The sequence below is a fragment of the Nostoc sp. CALU 546 genome (assembly GCF_048836525.1).
This window is the reverse complement of sequence record NZ_JAWJTF010000031.1, coordinates 31,692-47,206: the sequence shown is the minus strand read 5'-3', so window position 1 is coordinate 47,206 and position 15,515 is coordinate 31,692. Positions and strand designations below refer to the sequence as shown.

Here is a 15,515-nt window from a genome sequence, read left to right as displayed (position 1 = left end):
CTCTTTAGCTTCCTGCTTATATTCCAATCACCATTCCATAAAGTACATCTTTATTTGTTTCTAATAATTCTTGGGTTTCATCATCATAATAAGCACCAATTCCACTACACTGAATTCCCAAATAATTACTAGTTAAATAAAGTCTCTGTCCGAGAAAACCAGCTATTTGCATAGCAGTTTGATAATTTAAATAATCTGACACAAAAAATAAAGTTACAGCGCTATCTTTAGCAATAGCCTGATTAATACATAAGTAACCTGTCTTTTCACTAAAATTACCTGTCTTAATCAGATTTGTTCCTTTATATAACCCAGGTGTCATTCCATTAACTCGATGCACCACTGAGTAAATTTCTATTTCTTCATAGTTTTCTGTCGGTATTGACTGTTCAAGTTGTTGCACTACATATAAATAATCTTCTTGAGAAATAGCCTCTTTCCGGAAACGTCTAATAGAACGTCTATCCCAAACAGTTTGATAAAATTTATCCTTGTCAAAATCAAATTGAGGATACTCTAATTTTTGCTGGCGACTCTTTTGTAGAGTAGTTGCTTGATAGGCATCTTCAATGAATTGATTGGATTCAAAATAATCAGTACCACAGACAAAAGGAATTTTCAGCCTTAAGTGTCTGATTTTCTTGTCTTGTACTTCTCCTGACACCACACAAGCAGTGATAAACTCTTTATTCTCAAATCCCAAATCGGAATTGAGGGTAAGTTTATCAAAGTCAAAAATTAGTTGTATATCTCGTTTGTGGAGAAAAGCTGAAGCTGCGATCGCACCTAAATGGTGTCCGCTATCTAATAAGCAATATCTTATGCTTCTATTTTGATATTTCCAGCTAGACCTATAATAAACACAACTAATTAAAAAGATGAATCCGTTGATACTTTTACCAGGTATAATATAATTCTCTAACCCATCATCAATTAATTCATAGATAAGTGTTAGACAATTATTCTCAACTTCTATATGGTATATACCATCTACCATTCCCTCAATCCCACGAACCTGTACGTAAACTTCTGTAGGATACAGAGCGCCTGCTGATGGATTCACCCGCAGTTTATAGGGGCCATCTTTATATACTTTTTCCAGTGTTATTGCACTGGTTAATGAGATAAAAGAGTGAACAGGATTATTGAGATTTAATTTCACTCTCCGATAAAACTTGGGATAAACTTTAAATGAAGATGGCTGTGTTGAAGCATCTACATAATTTGGATCAAGTTGTACCGATAAGTAAGAATGCTTGGTAGCGTCATGATAGGCTTTTCCCGATATCTGACTTGATGGCATTTTTAATTATCCTTAAGACTTCTACGTTACTAGCAAAATCTATCGCTTTATAATCGTCTAAGTTTTTTAAATATAAATTAGGATGATGTTGTAAAAGTAACTTGACAACTTCTGTTTTTCCGGCTGATGCTGCGTACATTAAAACAGTTGCACCGTTATCATTTTGGTTATTGATATCAATGTTATGAGCCAACAGTAAATTAATTAAATCGTAGTGATTACCAAAACAAGCAAACCATAAAGCATTGTTGCGATCGCTATTTCGAGCATTAATATCTGCACCAGCATCAATTAGTTCTTTTACGACTGTATAAACTCCTTCTCTTGTCGCTTTCATTAAAGCTGTATCGCCATTTTCACCCGGCTGATTTAAATCGCTATAATTATAGCCTTTTGCTATTAGCCATTGGGTTGTGACGTCACTCAATTTTTGACTGTTGGTTCGATTCATAACTACTCCTCAGTTAACTTTCTTACTAATATAAATTTGCTTGGTAAATAGAATGGTGAGCAATGCTCACCATCTTTGCGAAAATGTTATTTAAATCCTTTTAACTTACATATATGCTATCAATTTTATAAGTTTAAATTATGAATCATTTATAAAGAACAGCAAACATCATTCTTAAAAAAGCTTGAAAAATAATAGAAAAGCAGTAATTTTTACAGTTTTATTCCATCAGATAGATTAATAGCAGATATAGGTGGATTTAGATCCCCGACTTCTTGAAGAAGTTGGGGATCTGTACTTGGACAATAAGTGCGTATATTTTAAAATTTACTGGCAATGATAAGAATATAAGATATTGTCTACATCTTCGATGGTAAGACTTTGTTTATCAGCTAAAGCTTTCAACCTATGAGTAATATCTTTAAGCTGGGATAAATTAAAGGAAAGTCCTAATTCATTAGCTCGGTGATTAATCGCTTGTTTACCAGCTAATTTATGATTGATTAAAATTGAGCGCCTTACACCAAAACTCCGCGGGTTAATAGCTTCATAAGTCTCAGAACTATTGAGCATAGCTTTAGTATGAATGCCAGCTTTATGACTAAAAGCACTCTCCCCAAAAATACAGTGATTAAAAGGAATAGAAATTCCAACTTTTCTCGCAACTAATTCATGCAAGGAAGCCAGTTCTTCTAAGCGATATTTAGATTTAATCTGTTCTGGGTTTGTAGCATATAACCTAGCGATGAATCCGGCTAGTGAGGTAATACCATTGCGTTCACCAATACCAAGCACACAAGTATCGATATGAGTTGCTCCTGCTTCTAGTGCTGTATAGCTGTTAGCATTTGCACATTCTGTATCATTATGACCATGAAACTCAATATCTAAATTGGTGAACTGGCGCAAAGTCTTCACTAATTCAAATACTTGCATTGGGGTAATAATTCCTACCGTATCAGCAATTCCTATACGTTTGACAACTCCTAACTTCTCAATTGCCGAGTAAATTTTGATTAAATCTTCTGTAGAAGTGCGTGACGAATCTTCAGCAGAAAAACGTAACTCAATATTGGGAGCTTGCTGATGAATAAAAGTTAAAACTTCCGATGCTAAATCAATAATTTGATTAATATTTTTACCATGACTGAACTGACGCATCAAGGAAGAACTACCTATAGTTAAATTAATCCCAGCTACACCTGTGGCTAAAGCGACTTTAGCATCTTCTAGGTGACAGCGAATGTGAGTTAAGATTTTGGAAGGTAATCCTAACCCAGCCAATCGTTCACAGTCTTGTCTAGATTGAGGTGAAGCAATTGGTGAAGTTAACTCTATATATTCAACTCCAAATACAGCAAGCGCCTCAGCAATTTCGACTTTATCATCTGAGGAAAAATTGGCTTTTATAAATTGTTCACCTTCACGGAGAGTACTTTCTACAATTGCAAATTCAGATAGCGACATCGAGCAATCCTTGTGTTAATTCTTGCTAAGGATATTTACTTGTTAATTTTTATATTAACAGATTTGCATAATCGAGAAATAATTACTTTGGCTGATTATTGGAGACTGGCTATAGTATCAATTATAAGAGAGCGATCGCTTGTATCCATCGCTTCTAAAATCTGTTTCCTAGGAACTGGATCATAATAATAACAGCTATACTAATATTGATAATAAGATCCATCAATATAGTTTTGTTTAAATTGTTTTATTTTATGCTTTGCAGTAAATGACCACGCATTTTTGTAATACTCGTCAAGTAGAGGCATCACCATTAGATAAATGATAATTATTTCAAAAATATTAAGATATCTTAAAGAAAGCTAGTTTTAAAATCAAAGCTTGCTACTTTACTAAAGTAAAAATAGTTAAATTTGGTAAGTAAAAACATGGAAATTAGCGCTCGTAATTCTCTTAAGGGTACTGTCAAACAAGTTGTACATGGTTCAGTTAATACTGAGATAACTTTAGAACTAGCACCAGGAGTAGAGCTAGTGTCAATCATCACAAAATCATCGGCAGAAAAGCTAGGGCTTGCAGAAGGGAAACAAGCTTATGCCGTAATAAAAGCATCAGATGTAATAGTTGCTGTTGATTGACAAATAGAGTGGCTTACTTGACAAGCCGCTCTATTTTTAATATCAAACTATTAATTAATTGTATTATCAATAATACGAACATAAATAGCACGAACACTTCCTATATCTAGTGCTAAATCTGTGTTTCCAATTGTGATAATTAAAGAGGGTAACTTGTGTTTTAAAGTGATAGTAGTCCCTGGTTTTATTCCCATTGAGATAAGTTGACTTAAGATTTTTTCATCCTGAGTTTTACAGAAGGTGACGATTCCTCGCTCTCCTGCTCTCAATAATTCTAATGAACAGCCAGCCACACTAAAACGGGTAAACATTTTAATTATAAATTATGAATTGTGAAGGAAAGAAGGAAGTTTATTTTCATCCTTCATCCTTCATTTTTATTTGGATGCTAAAGGCAGCAACCAAAGTAATAACTTAAACGAGATACGCTTCTTGATGAGTCTTAATTGTGCAATTAGAACGAGGATAAGTTACACAAAGTAGAGCGTATCCTTTAGAAACCTGATCATCATCTAAAAAGTTTTGATCATCTTGATTAACTTCACCTTCGACAACCTTGCCAACACAGCTAGAGCAAGAGCCTGCATGACAAGAAAAGGGCAACTCAATACCATTTTCTTCTGCTGCTTCTAAAATGGTAGTCTCTTCATCAACTTCAATTGTTGCGTCGAGGTCTTCTTTTTTGTTGATTAATCTAACTTGGTAGGAAGCCATTTTCCGATTCTCCTCAAACGTTATACAGTTGGTCTAATTTCTGAACTTTTTGAGCAACCTATCCTACTTTTTGCTTCTTTTGTTCTTACAGAGATGCTAAGTTTAGTCAGCTTCTCTATGAGGGTGAGGAATGCAAAGCGAACTAGAGGCTACCTCAAGGCAAGGCGATAAGCCTGCGGCATGGCAACTCTTAGAGATGCTCCGCGAACGCTTACCGCATCTATATGAAAGCCTTTACAATCAGACTGGGCGCTAACGGAATGATGTTAGCTGCAAGGTACACCAGTAGGCGTACCATCGTCTGTTTTGAAGGACTTGCCACAACCGCAGGTATCAGTTGCATTGGGGTTGATGAATTTAAAACCGCTTTCCATCACACCCTCAACGAAGTCAACGATAACTCCGTCTAATAAGGGCGCACTTTTGGCATCAACGTAAACCAGCACTTTGCCTTGCTGACTTACTAGATCATCTGGTTGGGGTTTGCTGGTGATATCAATTGCATATTCATAGCCACTGCAACCACCATCTCTTACCGAGATGCGGACACCTTTCGTTGCGCCATTAGCGTCGGGTGCGGAACCTTTGAGGAATGCCCGCAGATGGAATTCTGCTTTTTCTGATAAAATAACTGCCATGAAGTCTCCTGATTTGTAGCGATTAGTTGTTCTGATTTCAGGTGTGGGTTGTCAGCCAATTTTGGATTTTAGATTTTAGATTTTAGATTTTTCCTTCAATCCCAAATCCAAGTTGCGCTCTAAGCGCACCAAAGGTGCGACTCAAAATCTAAAATTGAATGACTAATGACTATGTTGTGTAATACCAGTGGGTTCCATCGAATTGGATTGTGCATGTCTCCAAGGCGCACTATTGCCGCATACTGGACAAGAGCGATCGCGGTGAGAACGGCGTTTAGCAAATTCCATTCGATTTAAGTCGATTGTCAGCAATTGCGATAATAGAGGCTGACTAAACCCGGTGATCAGCTTGATAGCTTCCAGTGCTGTTAGACAAGCTAGGGTTCCAGAAACAGCGCCTAGAACTGAAAAGCCGCGCTGATCCCACTCAGGCTTTTCTGGAAACAGACAAGATAAACAAGGAGTCACACCAGGAATAATCGTCGTCAGGTAAGCCTCCATCCCATTCATTGCGGCTTCCACCATTGGCTTACGCGATCGCACACAGGCTTCATTTAACAAATTGCGCTCTGTAAAATTGTGGGCGCAATCAAGAGCCATATCAGCAGATTGCACTAACGAATCTACATTTTCCGGGGTGATGTAATCATGAACAATTTCCACTTGGACATCAGGATTAATCGCATCCAGAGTTTCTTTAGCTTTGAATACCCTTGGCTTACCTACCCAATCATCAGTCATGAGAACCTGACGATTCATATCATCTAGCCGCAAGTCACCACCCCGGACTAGGATTAGCCGCCCAACGCCCGCTACTGCTAAGTAAAGCGCCGCTGTACCGCCTAATCCTCCCACACCTGTAACCAAAACTGTCGCTGACTTTAGGCGTTTCTGTGCTGTTTCGCCAAAATTTGGAAGCATCATTTGGCGACGATAGCGTTCTAATTCGGTAGGCGTTAGGTTAACCAATTTATACCTCCTAATCAGAAGTGATTTCTGTCAGTGTGACTACATTTTTCGGCTTGTCGTTAAACACTTTGAACAGCTTTTGTTCATAAGCTGTCGATTCGATAAATAGCTGATAAGCTTTTTGCAAAGCCAAAGAATATTGATTTAGTCTCTCTTCTTGACTCAAGTCAGGAGAATTATCATCAATTTCCTGCATGTGTTGAGAAAACTTTTTCAGAATATGTAGACGATGTACATTTACAACTTCTAAGTCGTAGGACATATTAAAGAATTGAAAAAATTCTTCTGCATCTACGAGCTTCTTGAATTCATCAATAGTTCCAGTCATTTAGCATTCTCCAATTGTTTAAGATGTTGCTTAAGTTCATCTAACTGGCGATAGATTTCATAAGTTGCGGCGGCAACATCCATTAGTTGTTTGTAATCTGTTGGCAGACCTTCAGCTAAATCATGCAGATCCATTTTCATTTGACCTGCTTTACTGTTGAGGCGTCTGATTTTTGCTTGTAGTTCCTCAATACTCGTTTCTTCTGCTTGCACAATCAGCCACTCCACATTGGATTTTGGACTTCGGCTACGCTCAGTCGAACGATTTTAAATTTTAGATTTTGGATTGGATGATATTGTTTTAATCAAATGGTGAAGAAGCTAATGATTAAAACTTGAATCCAAAATCCAAAATCCAAAATCTAAAATTGTTAGATTTTTCCAACTTCAGGAAAACGTTTCGCCAAATCAAGACCTTTTTTGACGTAGTTTTCTCCCTCTTCTGCTAATTTCTCTACTGAGTCAAAGCCAAAGCGATGGGCATCTCGCAGGGTTTTCACGGTTAGCAAAAGACGACCAGAAAAGACTAGCGCCCAGCCAAATCCTTCATGGCTCAAATCAACTACAACCTGGGATATTAAACCTGTTTCTTGTTCAATCCCAGCCGCTACAGCCCGAAAAAATGCCATAATCCGGGCTTGAGTTACCGGATCAACTTCGCCCTCAACGGAGATTTCCCGTTTCTTTTGTTTGGTGACAATAAAGGGTTTGAGAATCAACTCATCCGACCAAGTACGATAAACTCCATAACTGTCTTGACCACGGATTTGTTTGATTAATACCTTAAGAAAAGGTGAGTTCAAGACTTCAGTTGTAGCGGTTCCGTTCACACTGTTATTTGCGGTCATACTGTTGCTTCGTCTTCAATTTCATCAGCAAAGTTTGTGGTTTTGGGCTGCAAAGCTTTACGCAACCAAGGTGGAGGATTACCTTTGAGGGTTTTCACTAGCTTATTTAGCACTTCACTAATTTCTTCTTCTTCCGATCGCGCCTTCACTGGGGTGACACCTTTCTTGATTAACCGAGCGGCGGCACTACCACCAATTGCTGTTACGTAAATAATCGTACAGTCGCCTATTGACTCAAGTTTTGGGGTGATTTTGTCTTCGTTACCATCTTCTTTGAGTTCACCTTCAAAGGTGAGGGTTTCTACGAAGTGATATCCCTCATCGGTAATTTCGTAAACATCAATCATTTTTGCCCATCCGAAGTGAGCATTAATATGAACTCGGTCGCTCGTCGTGAAGGCTATTTTCATTGTAATTCTCCTCTCTAAAGTTTTGAATTTTGAAGCAATACGGTTCAGTTAGTGATATTTAGCCTCGGAAGATCCCCCTTGAAAAGCTACGATACACAAATCTGAAATAGCTGATTAAACAAGGTTTTACCCCACCCTAACCCTCCCCTTATAAAGGGGAGGGAACTAGATTTGATTTATTGTTTCCCCCTTTTATAAGGGGGGATTAAGGGGGGTAATTCGACTTGTATATACACGCCTTAAAAAGGAGGGTTAGGGAGGATCAACTCTTAACTGAACTGTTTTGAATTTTCAAGTGTGAATTCAAAACTCAGCGCTCACAGTTCCGAACTCTTGGAACTGCTTAACTCTCGCTTCTTCTGCCTCTAAAAACAGGTTGCCGATGCCAAATAAAAGCTCCATCGTGCCTCGATAGCCAACTTTGGTAAATTGACCATTACCTAAGCGGTCATAAATGGGCAATCCTAGACGATAAAGAGGAATCGAGAGGCGTTTTGCGATCGCACCCACATTCGAGTTACCAATCAGCAAATCAGAACCACCCGCTAGACTCTCAAAGTCTTCCAAGTCGCCAATGGTGATGCTTTTAACCGGGAGTTTTTCTAAGAGAGGCGATCGCGTGGTTGTCACCACAGCATGAATTTGACTACCCATCGATTGCAGGAAATGCACTGTTGACCACAGCAAATCTGGTTCCAGTGCTAAGGAAACTCGTTTTGCACCGAAGTAAAAGTGGGTGTCCAGCATCGCATCTTGCAACTGACGACGTTGGCGGCGGTATTTTTCGGGTACGCTGTTACCGCTCAGAATCGCCAATGCTTGGATAAATTCATCTACTGGTTCTAATCCTGTCAGTTCGCCAAACACCTCATAAGGTGTACCAAAGCGTTCTTCCAGAATCTTGGCAGCCCCCCGCATACTTTCACCCAATGCCAGGGTAAAGGCAGAACTACCGACTTCTCGTAGCTGTTTTAAGGTAGTTCCACTGACTGTAACCGCACTATAATTATCCTCTAAATGACCATCTAGAGAAGCGCCAAGGTCAGGTACAAAGATCGGCACTAATCCAAAGGACGTTACCATTTCCTTGATTTCCTGTACATCCCCAGGTGTGAAAGCAGAACCCGCCAAAATTGTGACTTGTTCAGTTCTGAGTCCACCTGCGCGAGGAATTTCCTTAACTATGCTTTCGACAGCAACAGCAAAGCCATCTTGCAACGCACCTTTAAAATCTGGGGTAGGTGCAAAAACGATCGCTACATCATTCAATTCTGGATGGCGATCGCGGATTTCCTTCAGAAAACCCTCAATGTCATCGCCTCTGGTTTCAGTTAACCCAGTACTACATAAACCAATAATTTCTGGGTTAGCCTTTTCCACCAGAGTCAGAATTGCTTGCTCCACATTCTCTTCACCACCCAAAATAGTAGTGACTTCCGTCATCGCCGTCGTAGCTAGGGGAATCGCTTCCCGGAAATGCCGCACTAGGACAACTTTGGCGAAAGCAGTACAACCTTGAGAACCGTGGAATAAGGGCATTGTCCCTTTCAATCCCAAAAAGGCTAAGGTTGCGCCCAAAGCTTGACTTTGCTTGAGGGGATTAACTGTCAGTGCTTTGTTAGAAGCGGTAACGATCGCCATTAAACTTCCTCCTCATTCCACAGGGCGGACTTTCTCGTTCCCTGGCTCCGCCGGGGAATGCTGACAGTGAGGCTCTGCCTCATCTGCTCTATAAAGAAGGCAGAGCCTTCAGGAGTGCGTTCCCAGCCTGAGTCTGGGAACGAGGGTACAGCCACCATTAAACTTCCTCCTCTTCTTCCCAAGGAGCGGGTTTGCGTATTTGTTCCCAAATCGGGCTATACAAAGCTTCGTACAATTCCCGCGCCATCTCAATCATTCCTACATAACCTGCATAAGGATGGTGGCGTTCTTGGTTGATATCAAGGAAAGGAATTCGAGCTTTCAAAGCTGTGTATTGGTTACGTCCACCAGCAATCAGCATATCTGCGCGAGTGTCTTTAACCAGTTGTAGCAATTCTTGAGCGTTGCCTTTCTCCAGCATGATGCCATCGTTGCCAATCAACTTCTTGATTTTGGCTTTATCTTCCTCAGTACTTTTCCGAGTACTGGTAGCAACAACTTCAATGCCTAAGTCTCTAGCAGCCGAGATAATCGACCAACTCTTGACACCACCTGTATACAACACAACCCGCTTACCTTTGAGTCGAGCGCGATAGGGAGCCAATGCCAAATCTAAAGCAGCCGTTTCTTCTGCAATTAGTTTTTCTGTCCGCTCCTGTAAATCAGGATCGCCTAATTTAGCGGCGATGTTTCGCAGACAGCGATTCATATCATCGATGCCGTAGAAAGACTCTTCAATGTAAGGGATGTTGTAACGCTCCTCCATCTTTCTCGCCATATTCAGCAACGCTCGTGAGCAGATCATGACGTTGAGCTTGGCGCGGTGGGCGTAGCGAATTTCATCGTAGCGAGCATCGCCCGTAATTTTAGACAGAATACGGATGCCTAATTTTTCTAGCAGTGGTGTTACTCCCCACATTTCCCCGGCGATGTTGTATTCGCCGATTAAGTTAATATCATAGGGCGTTGTATGTTCCGGTTCTGCTGTTCCGACAACATATTCTAATAAAGCTTCACCACCGAAACGGTTGCCCAGATTTTTACTGCCAATGAATCCTGGGGCAATAACGGGAATAACAGGAATACCAATTTTCTCAGCCGCCGCTTTGCAGACAGCATCCATATCATCGCCAATTAAGGCTGTAACACAAGTGGCGTAAACGAATACTGCTGCTGGTTGGTAGCGCTCTTTGAGTTCTAGAATCGCTTTGTAGAGCTTCTTTTCGCCACCAAAGATAACATCATTTTCACCCAAGTCAGTCGTAAAGCCCATTTTGTAGAGTTGCGGGCCAGACGACAGACTACCACGACTGCCCCAGGAATTACCAGCACAGGCGATCGGCCCGTGGACTAGATGCGCTGCATCTGCGATCGGCACTAAAGCAATCATTGCACCATCAAAGGCACAGCCCCCTTGAGCCGCGCCAGGTTGTGCCTGTTGAGCGCATGATTTGTTTTTCTTTTCTGCTTGTTTGTGCTGATTATGTTCGCATCCTGTCTCAGTCAGCAGCTCGTTGATTTTGCCTTGGGTGCTTTTCATCTCTCTTCTCTTAATTGTTAATTGTCCTTTGTCATTTGTCATTTGTCCTTTGAATAACTAACAACTAATGACTATTGTACAGACGCGATTCATCGCGTCTCTACCAATGACTAACAAATGTATTTTGTGACATCCTCTCCACATACATCAGCGAGGTAAGATAGAGCGCGAAAACGCAATCCTACAAATTCGTCATATAAAGGATTGAGTTTACATAGTGGTGGGATATCAATAGTCTTCCCAAATAATTTAATTTGTCGCTCAAAGGGACAACAACAAGGAATTGTTTGACAAATTAGATGAGCGATGCGATTATTTTTAACCTGAATTCCATCCACTACACTACGCAACGGATTAAGAATATTGTGGAACCATCCTGGTTTTTTCTGATTAGGTGGATGGTAATTAGGATGAGGATGAGTGTGAGTATGTTCGTGAGTGTGATTGATGGTTTCCATCTATAAATTCCTTGGGTAAATGCTATCAAGAAAAAGGGGAGTTGGGGATTGGGGATTGGGCATCGGGGATTAGGTATTGGGCATTGGGCATTGGGTGTTTTCCCAGTCTCCAGTCTCCAGTCCCTATTCCCTATTCCCTATTCCCTATTCCCCTTCTTCACCCTTTAATTAACACGTTGTGTTTCTACGCAATTTCTAACGAATCAAGTCGTAGGAAATATCTGTCTTAGAAGGAATGTTGGTGTTGCGATCGATTTCTTCAAACAGGGTGTTTACAGTCCAGTTGAGGAGGTTGATCACACCTTGATAACCAATGGTGGCATAGCGGTGTAGGTGGTGGCGATCCATGATGGGGTAGCCGATTCTCACGAGGGGAATCTTGGTGTCGCGCCACAAGTACTTACCGTAGGTGTTACCAACTAAGAAGTCTACTGGTTCGGTGAACAACAGTGAACGCATGTGCCACAAGTCCTTACCAGGCCAAACAGTTGCATGTTGACCGAAGGGGCTAGAAGCAAGCAATTCTTTCATTTCTGCTTCAAATACTTCGTTGCTGTTGTGAACCAAGACATGCACAGGTTCAGCACCCATTTCTAGCATAAAGCCAACTACGCTGTATACTAAATCTGGTTCGCCGTAGATAGCGAAGCGCTTGCCGTGAATCCATGAGTGAGAGTCAGTCATGGCATCAACTGCACGACCGCGTTCGATTTCCAATTCTTCAGGAATGGGGATACCGCTCAATTCGCTGAGTTTCATCAAGAATTCATCAGTACCCTTAATGCCCCAAGGACGGGAAACTGAGGTTGGTTGCTTCCATTCTTTTTCGATGTACTCGCGGGTTTTGGGTGTAGAGTGTGCTTGCAGTGCGATCGTAGCTTTCGCATTGATTGAATCTGCTGCATCTTCTAACTTTGTACCACCTGGGTACATATCGAATTCACCTGTGTTTGGTGAATCGAGGTAGTCGCTGTTGTCGGCTAGAATTGTGTAGTCAAAGCCGAACAAGGAAGCAATCCGCTTGATTTCGCGGTTGTTACCTACGTAGGTGTCAAAACCTGGGATGAAGTTGATTTTACCATTGCTGGTTTCTTTCTTATGACCTGCGGTCAAGTTAGAAAGAATTCCCTTCATCATGTTGTCGTAACCAGTGATGTGGGAACCGACAAAGCTAGGGGTGTGAGCGTAAGGTACTGGGAAATCTTGAGGAACTGAACCAGCTTGCTTAGAGTTGTTGATGAAGGCTTGTAAGTCATCACCAATTACTTCTGCCATACAGGTGGTGCAGACAGCGATCATTTTGGGCTTGTAGAGTTGGTAAGAGTTCGCCAAGCCGTCAATCATGTTTTGCAGACCACCAAACACGGCTGCATCTTCAGTCATTGAAGAAGATACACCAGAGAATGGCTCTTTGTAGTGACGGGTTAAGTGGGTGCGGAAGTAAGCAACGCAACCTTGAGAACCTTGAACGAAAGGTAGAGTACCTTCAAAACCAACAGCAGCAAAGATTGCTCCCAATGGTTGACAACCTTTAGCAGGGTTAACGGTTAAAGCTTCACGAGCGAAGTTCTTTTCACGATAATCCCAACCCTTTGTCCACTCTGCAACCCGTGTTACTTCTTCGGGGTCGTGACCGTTTTCAAACTGCTTTTTGTTTTCAAATAGCTGTTGGTACTCAGGCTGGTGGAATAACTCGACGTGGTCTTGAATTTTTTCTGGATTCTGAGGCATTTCTGGATCTCCAAGCTTACTGAATTCTTTACTAATTGAGGTGTGAGTGGGATAGAGACGCGATGAATCGCGTCTCTACAAGGGAGTGGGAATATGATTCAAAATTCAAAATGCAAAAATCAAAATAAATTTTTAATCTTTCAATTTTGAATTTTGGATTCCCAACTCCCCCCTGGGGTTTTAGCCCCAGGTTATCCTTACTTATCTCACTCTCCCATTTCCCTAAACGGCAGCCTTAGCCTTAGCTTCAGCCTTCTTAGCCTGAGCTTTTTCATTCCAAGGAGCGCCAATTAATGACCAAGTTGGGCTGTTGAGTGCCAAGTCCATATCACGAGCGAAGATGGCAAAGCCGTCATAACCGTGATAAGGGCCGGAGTAATCCTTTTGGTGGTTTAATTCTTTTTAACTGTCTAATGTTTGCAGTAAACAGTGTCAGCGATAAGCATTGTTCGTTGATAACACATTTATTTTTAGCCTAAATATAGGCTAAAAACACAGCGATGCATAATCAGGTTCAGGACTCATATCATGTCCGCTAAATTACCCATAAAAAAAGAACCTCACCCCTTAATCCCCTCTCCGCTTGCGGCTACGGTTGTTCACACAAGTCGAATTACCCCCCTTAATCCCCCCGATGCATTGGGGGGAAACATAAAAATCCAGTTCCCTCCCCTTTGCAAGGGGAGGGTTAGGGTGGGGTAAAACCTTGGTTGATCAGCTATTTCAGACTTGTGTATACACCGTAGCGCAAGCGGGGAGGGGAAACAAGGCGTAGCTTTGGCGGGGTGGGGTTCTTCGGGTTTAATAAGCAATCAAGCGGATATGATATTACGCATCATCTAAATGTTGTCCTGAGCCAAGGCGATTAAACAATCGCCCGTTTTTTTGCTCATCTCTGCAAGCACAGCAGCAAAAAGAACACATGAGAACGAAAGTACTATTGGAATTAGAGAAAGTTAATCTGCGTTTGAAGTCTGCGAAGGCAAAGGTGACAATTAGAGAATCGAATGGAAGTCTGCAATTACGGGCGACGTTACCAATTAAACCGGGAGACAAAGATAGTAATGGTACTGGGAGAAAACAATATAATCTCAGTTTGAATATTCCCGCTAACTTGGATGGACTCAAGACGGCTGAGGAAGAAGCCTATGAATTAGGGAAGTTAATCGCTCGTAAAAGTTTTGAATGGAATGATAAATATTTAGGAAATGAAGCGATTAAAAAAGAATTTAAGACTATAGGAGAATTACTCGAAAAATTTGAAGAAGAGTATTTTAAGACTCATAAACGAACTACTAAAAGCGAACATACTTTTTTTTATTACTTTTCCCGAACTAAACGATTTACGAATCCCAAAGATTTAGCGATCGCTGAAAATCTTATAAGCTCAATTGAGCAAATAGATAAGGAATGGGCTAAGTATAATGCAGCTAGAGCGATCGCAGCATTTTGTGTGACATTCAATATCGAAATTGATTTATCTAAATATTCCAAAATGCCTGAGAATAACTCCCGCACTATCCCTACAGATGTGGAAATAGCTGATGGAATTCTCAAGTTTGAAGATTATCTGAATAATAGAGGGAATCAAGTTAATCAAAATCTTCAAGATAGCTGGCAACTGTGGCGCTGGACGTATGGAATGTTAGCAGTTTTTGGTTTACGTCCACGGGAGCTTTTTATTAATCCTGATATTGATTGGTGGTTGAGTCAAGATAATGCTGATTTGACATGGAAAGTTCATAAGGATTGTAAGACTGGTGAGAGAGAAGCCTTACCTTTATATAGACAATGGATTGATGACTTTGATTTGAGAAATCCTAAATATTTAGAGATGTTAAAGGGTGCGATCGCTAAAAAAGATAACACAAATCATGCTGAGATAACGGCGTTAACACAGCGAGTTAGTTGGTGGTTTCGCAAGATAGGTTTGGATTTTAAACCCTATGATTTGCGTCACGCTTGGGCAATTCGGGCGCATATTTTGGGAATCCCAATTAAAGCAGCGGCGGATAATTTGGGGCATAGTGTGCAAGTTCATACCGAAACTTATCAGCGTTGGTTTTCGCTAGATATGCGGAAGTTGGCGATTAATCAGGCTTTGAGTAAGAGAAATGAAGTTGAGTTGATTAGAGAGGAGAATGCTAAATTGAGAATGGAGAATGACAAGTTGAGATTAGAGATTGAGAAGTTGAGAATGGAAATGGTTTATAAACAAAGTTAAACTTGCCCAAATACTGTTTATTAGGAGAAGGATAAGGTAATGTCATCCACCTCATGTCTGCCAGTATACAGAATTTTCTGTAGGGTAACTTTGAAGCATCAATTTACATATCTGTGTCAAAAGCAGTCAAAATAGATGAGTTGGTATAAAAGCAGC

General features: G+C 40.8%; 18 protein-coding genes and 2 pseudogenes. 3 read left to right on the top strand and 17 right to left on the bottom strand.

Going from position 1 to position 15,515, the window contains the following annotated elements:
• Positions 1–16: 16 nt before the first annotated feature.
• The 3 genes from RRG12_RS17320 to lysS all read right to left on the bottom strand — a co-directional run bounded on the left by RRG12_RS17320 (position 17) and on the right by lysS (position 3,221).
• On the bottom strand, positions 17–1,303 hold the full coding sequence (locus RRG12_RS17320; RefSeq protein WP_420760127.1) for a SagB/ThcOx family dehydrogenase: 1,287 nt from the start codon (positions 1,301–1,303) through the stop codon (positions 17–19).
• Entirely contained in the window at positions 1,266–1,754 is a 489-nt protein-coding gene (locus RRG12_RS17315) for an ankyrin repeat domain-containing protein (protein WP_420760126.1), read from the bottom strand. Before RRG12_RS17315 ends, RRG12_RS17320 begins: the two co-directional genes overlap by 38 nt.
• A gap of 327 nt (positions 1,755–2,081) precedes the next feature.
• Positions 2,082–3,221 carry a homocitrate synthase gene (lysS, locus tag RRG12_RS17310; protein ID WP_420760125.1) on the bottom strand — a complete coding sequence of 380 codons (1,140 nt, stop codon included), beginning with the start codon at positions 3,219–3,221 and terminating at the stop codon, positions 2,082–2,084.
• Between the two features lie 428 nt (positions 3,222–3,649).
• Here lysS and RRG12_RS17305 point away from each other — a divergent pair, with 428 nt between their 5' ends.
• Entirely contained in the window at positions 3,650–3,859 is a 210-nt protein-coding gene (locus RRG12_RS17305) for a TOBE domain-containing protein (protein WP_069069797.1), read from the top strand.
• Positions 3,860–3,909: 50 nt separating this feature from the next.
• On the opposite strand, the gene RRG12_RS17300 is transcribed toward RRG12_RS17305, so the two are convergent.
• Both RRG12_RS17300 and RRG12_RS17295 read right to left on the bottom strand, forming a co-directional pair.
• Positions 3,910–4,170 (bottom strand): FeoA family protein, encoded by a 261-nt coding sequence (locus tag RRG12_RS17300; protein WP_420760124.1) that lies wholly within the window; start codon positions 4,168–4,170, stop codon positions 3,910–3,912.
• Between the two features lie 103 nt (positions 4,171–4,273).
• Entirely contained in the window at positions 4,274–4,573 is a 300-nt protein-coding gene (locus RRG12_RS17295) for a 2Fe-2S iron-sulfur cluster-binding protein (protein ID WP_335195528.1), read from the bottom strand.
• Between the two features lie 130 nt (positions 4,574–4,703).
• Between RRG12_RS17295 and RRG12_RS17290 the strand changes: the two genes are divergently transcribed.
• Positions 4,704–4,829 (top strand): hypothetical protein, encoded by a 126-nt coding sequence (locus RRG12_RS17290; RefSeq protein ID WP_420760123.1) that lies wholly within the window; start codon positions 4,704–4,706, stop codon positions 4,827–4,829.
• A 10-nt stretch (positions 4,830–4,839) separates the two neighbouring features.
• Here RRG12_RS17290 and RRG12_RS17285 read toward each other — a convergent pair whose 3' ends face one another.
• The 12 genes and pseudogenes from RRG12_RS17285 to RRG12_RS17230 all read right to left on the bottom strand — a co-directional run.
• Positions 4,840–5,211, bottom strand: coding sequence for a HesB/IscA family protein (locus tag RRG12_RS17285; protein ID WP_069069800.1), 372 nt, complete (start codon positions 5,209–5,211; stop codon positions 4,840–4,842).
• Between the two features lie 162 nt (positions 5,212–5,373).
• Positions 5,374–6,180 carry a HesA/MoeB/ThiF family protein gene (locus RRG12_RS17280; protein ID WP_289794964.1) on the bottom strand — a complete coding sequence of 269 codons (807 nt, stop codon included), beginning with the start codon at positions 6,178–6,180 and terminating at the stop codon, positions 5,374–5,376.
• A gap of 10 nt (positions 6,181–6,190) precedes the next feature.
• On the bottom strand, positions 6,191–6,508 hold the full coding sequence (gene nifW / locus RRG12_RS17275) for a nitrogenase-stabilizing/protective protein NifW (protein WP_069069802.1): 318 nt from the start codon (positions 6,506–6,508) through the stop codon (positions 6,191–6,193).
• Positions 6,505–6,720, bottom strand: a complete 216-nt coding sequence (locus tag RRG12_RS17270; RefSeq protein ID WP_069069812.1) for a CCE_0567 family metalloprotein — start codon at positions 6,718–6,720, stop codon at positions 6,505–6,507. Before RRG12_RS17270 ends, nifW begins: the two co-directional genes overlap by 4 nt.
• 158 nt (positions 6,721–6,878) lie before the next feature.
• Complete coding sequence (locus RRG12_RS17265; RefSeq protein ID WP_069069803.1) at positions 6,879–7,355, bottom strand: NifX-associated nitrogen fixation protein; 477 nt, start codon at positions 7,353–7,355, stop codon at positions 6,879–6,881.
• On the bottom strand, positions 7,352–7,765 hold the full coding sequence (nifX, locus tag RRG12_RS17260) for a nitrogen fixation protein NifX (RefSeq protein ID WP_069069804.1): 414 nt from the start codon (positions 7,763–7,765) through the stop codon (positions 7,352–7,354). Before nifX ends, RRG12_RS17265 begins: the two co-directional genes overlap by 4 nt.
• 303 nt (positions 7,766–8,068) lie before the next feature.
• Positions 8,069–9,406, bottom strand: coding sequence for a nitrogenase iron-molybdenum cofactor biosynthesis protein NifN (gene nifN / locus RRG12_RS17255; protein WP_420760122.1), 1,338 nt, complete (start codon positions 9,404–9,406; stop codon positions 8,069–8,071).
• Positions 9,406–9,564 carry a hypothetical protein gene (locus tag RRG12_RS17250; protein WP_420760121.1) on the bottom strand — a complete coding sequence of 53 codons (159 nt, stop codon included), beginning with the start codon at positions 9,562–9,564 and terminating at the stop codon, positions 9,406–9,408. The genes nifN and RRG12_RS17250 overlap by 1 nt, the downstream gene beginning before the upstream one ends.
• On the bottom strand, positions 9,564–10,946 hold the full coding sequence (gene nifE, locus RRG12_RS17245; protein ID WP_069069806.1) for a nitrogenase iron-molybdenum cofactor biosynthesis protein NifE: 1,383 nt from the start codon (positions 10,944–10,946) through the stop codon (positions 9,564–9,566). The genes RRG12_RS17250 and nifE overlap by 1 nt, the downstream gene beginning before the upstream one ends.
• A 110-nt stretch (positions 10,947–11,056) precedes the next feature.
• Positions 11,057–11,404 (bottom strand): Mo-dependent nitrogenase C-terminal domain-containing protein, encoded by a 348-nt coding sequence (locus tag RRG12_RS17240; protein ID WP_289794961.1) that lies wholly within the window; start codon positions 11,402–11,404, stop codon positions 11,057–11,059.
• A 195-nt stretch (positions 11,405–11,599) separates the two neighbouring features.
• Positions 11,600–13,135 (bottom strand): nitrogenase molybdenum-iron protein subunit beta, encoded by a 1,536-nt coding sequence (gene nifK / locus RRG12_RS17235; protein WP_420760120.1) that lies wholly within the window; start codon positions 13,133–13,135, stop codon positions 11,600–11,602.
• Between the two features lie 222 nt (positions 13,136–13,357).
• Positions 13,358–13,525 (bottom strand): annotated as a pseudogene (locus RRG12_RS17230) (nitrogenase molybdenum-iron protein alpha chain); the annotation flags it as partial.
• A 490-nt stretch (positions 13,526–14,015) separates the two neighbouring features.
• Here RRG12_RS17230 and RRG12_RS17225 point away from each other — a divergent pair.
• A pseudogene (locus RRG12_RS17225) lies at positions 14,016–15,359 on the top strand (site-specific integrase); the annotation flags it as partial.
• Positions 15,360–15,515: the final 156 nt, after the last annotated feature.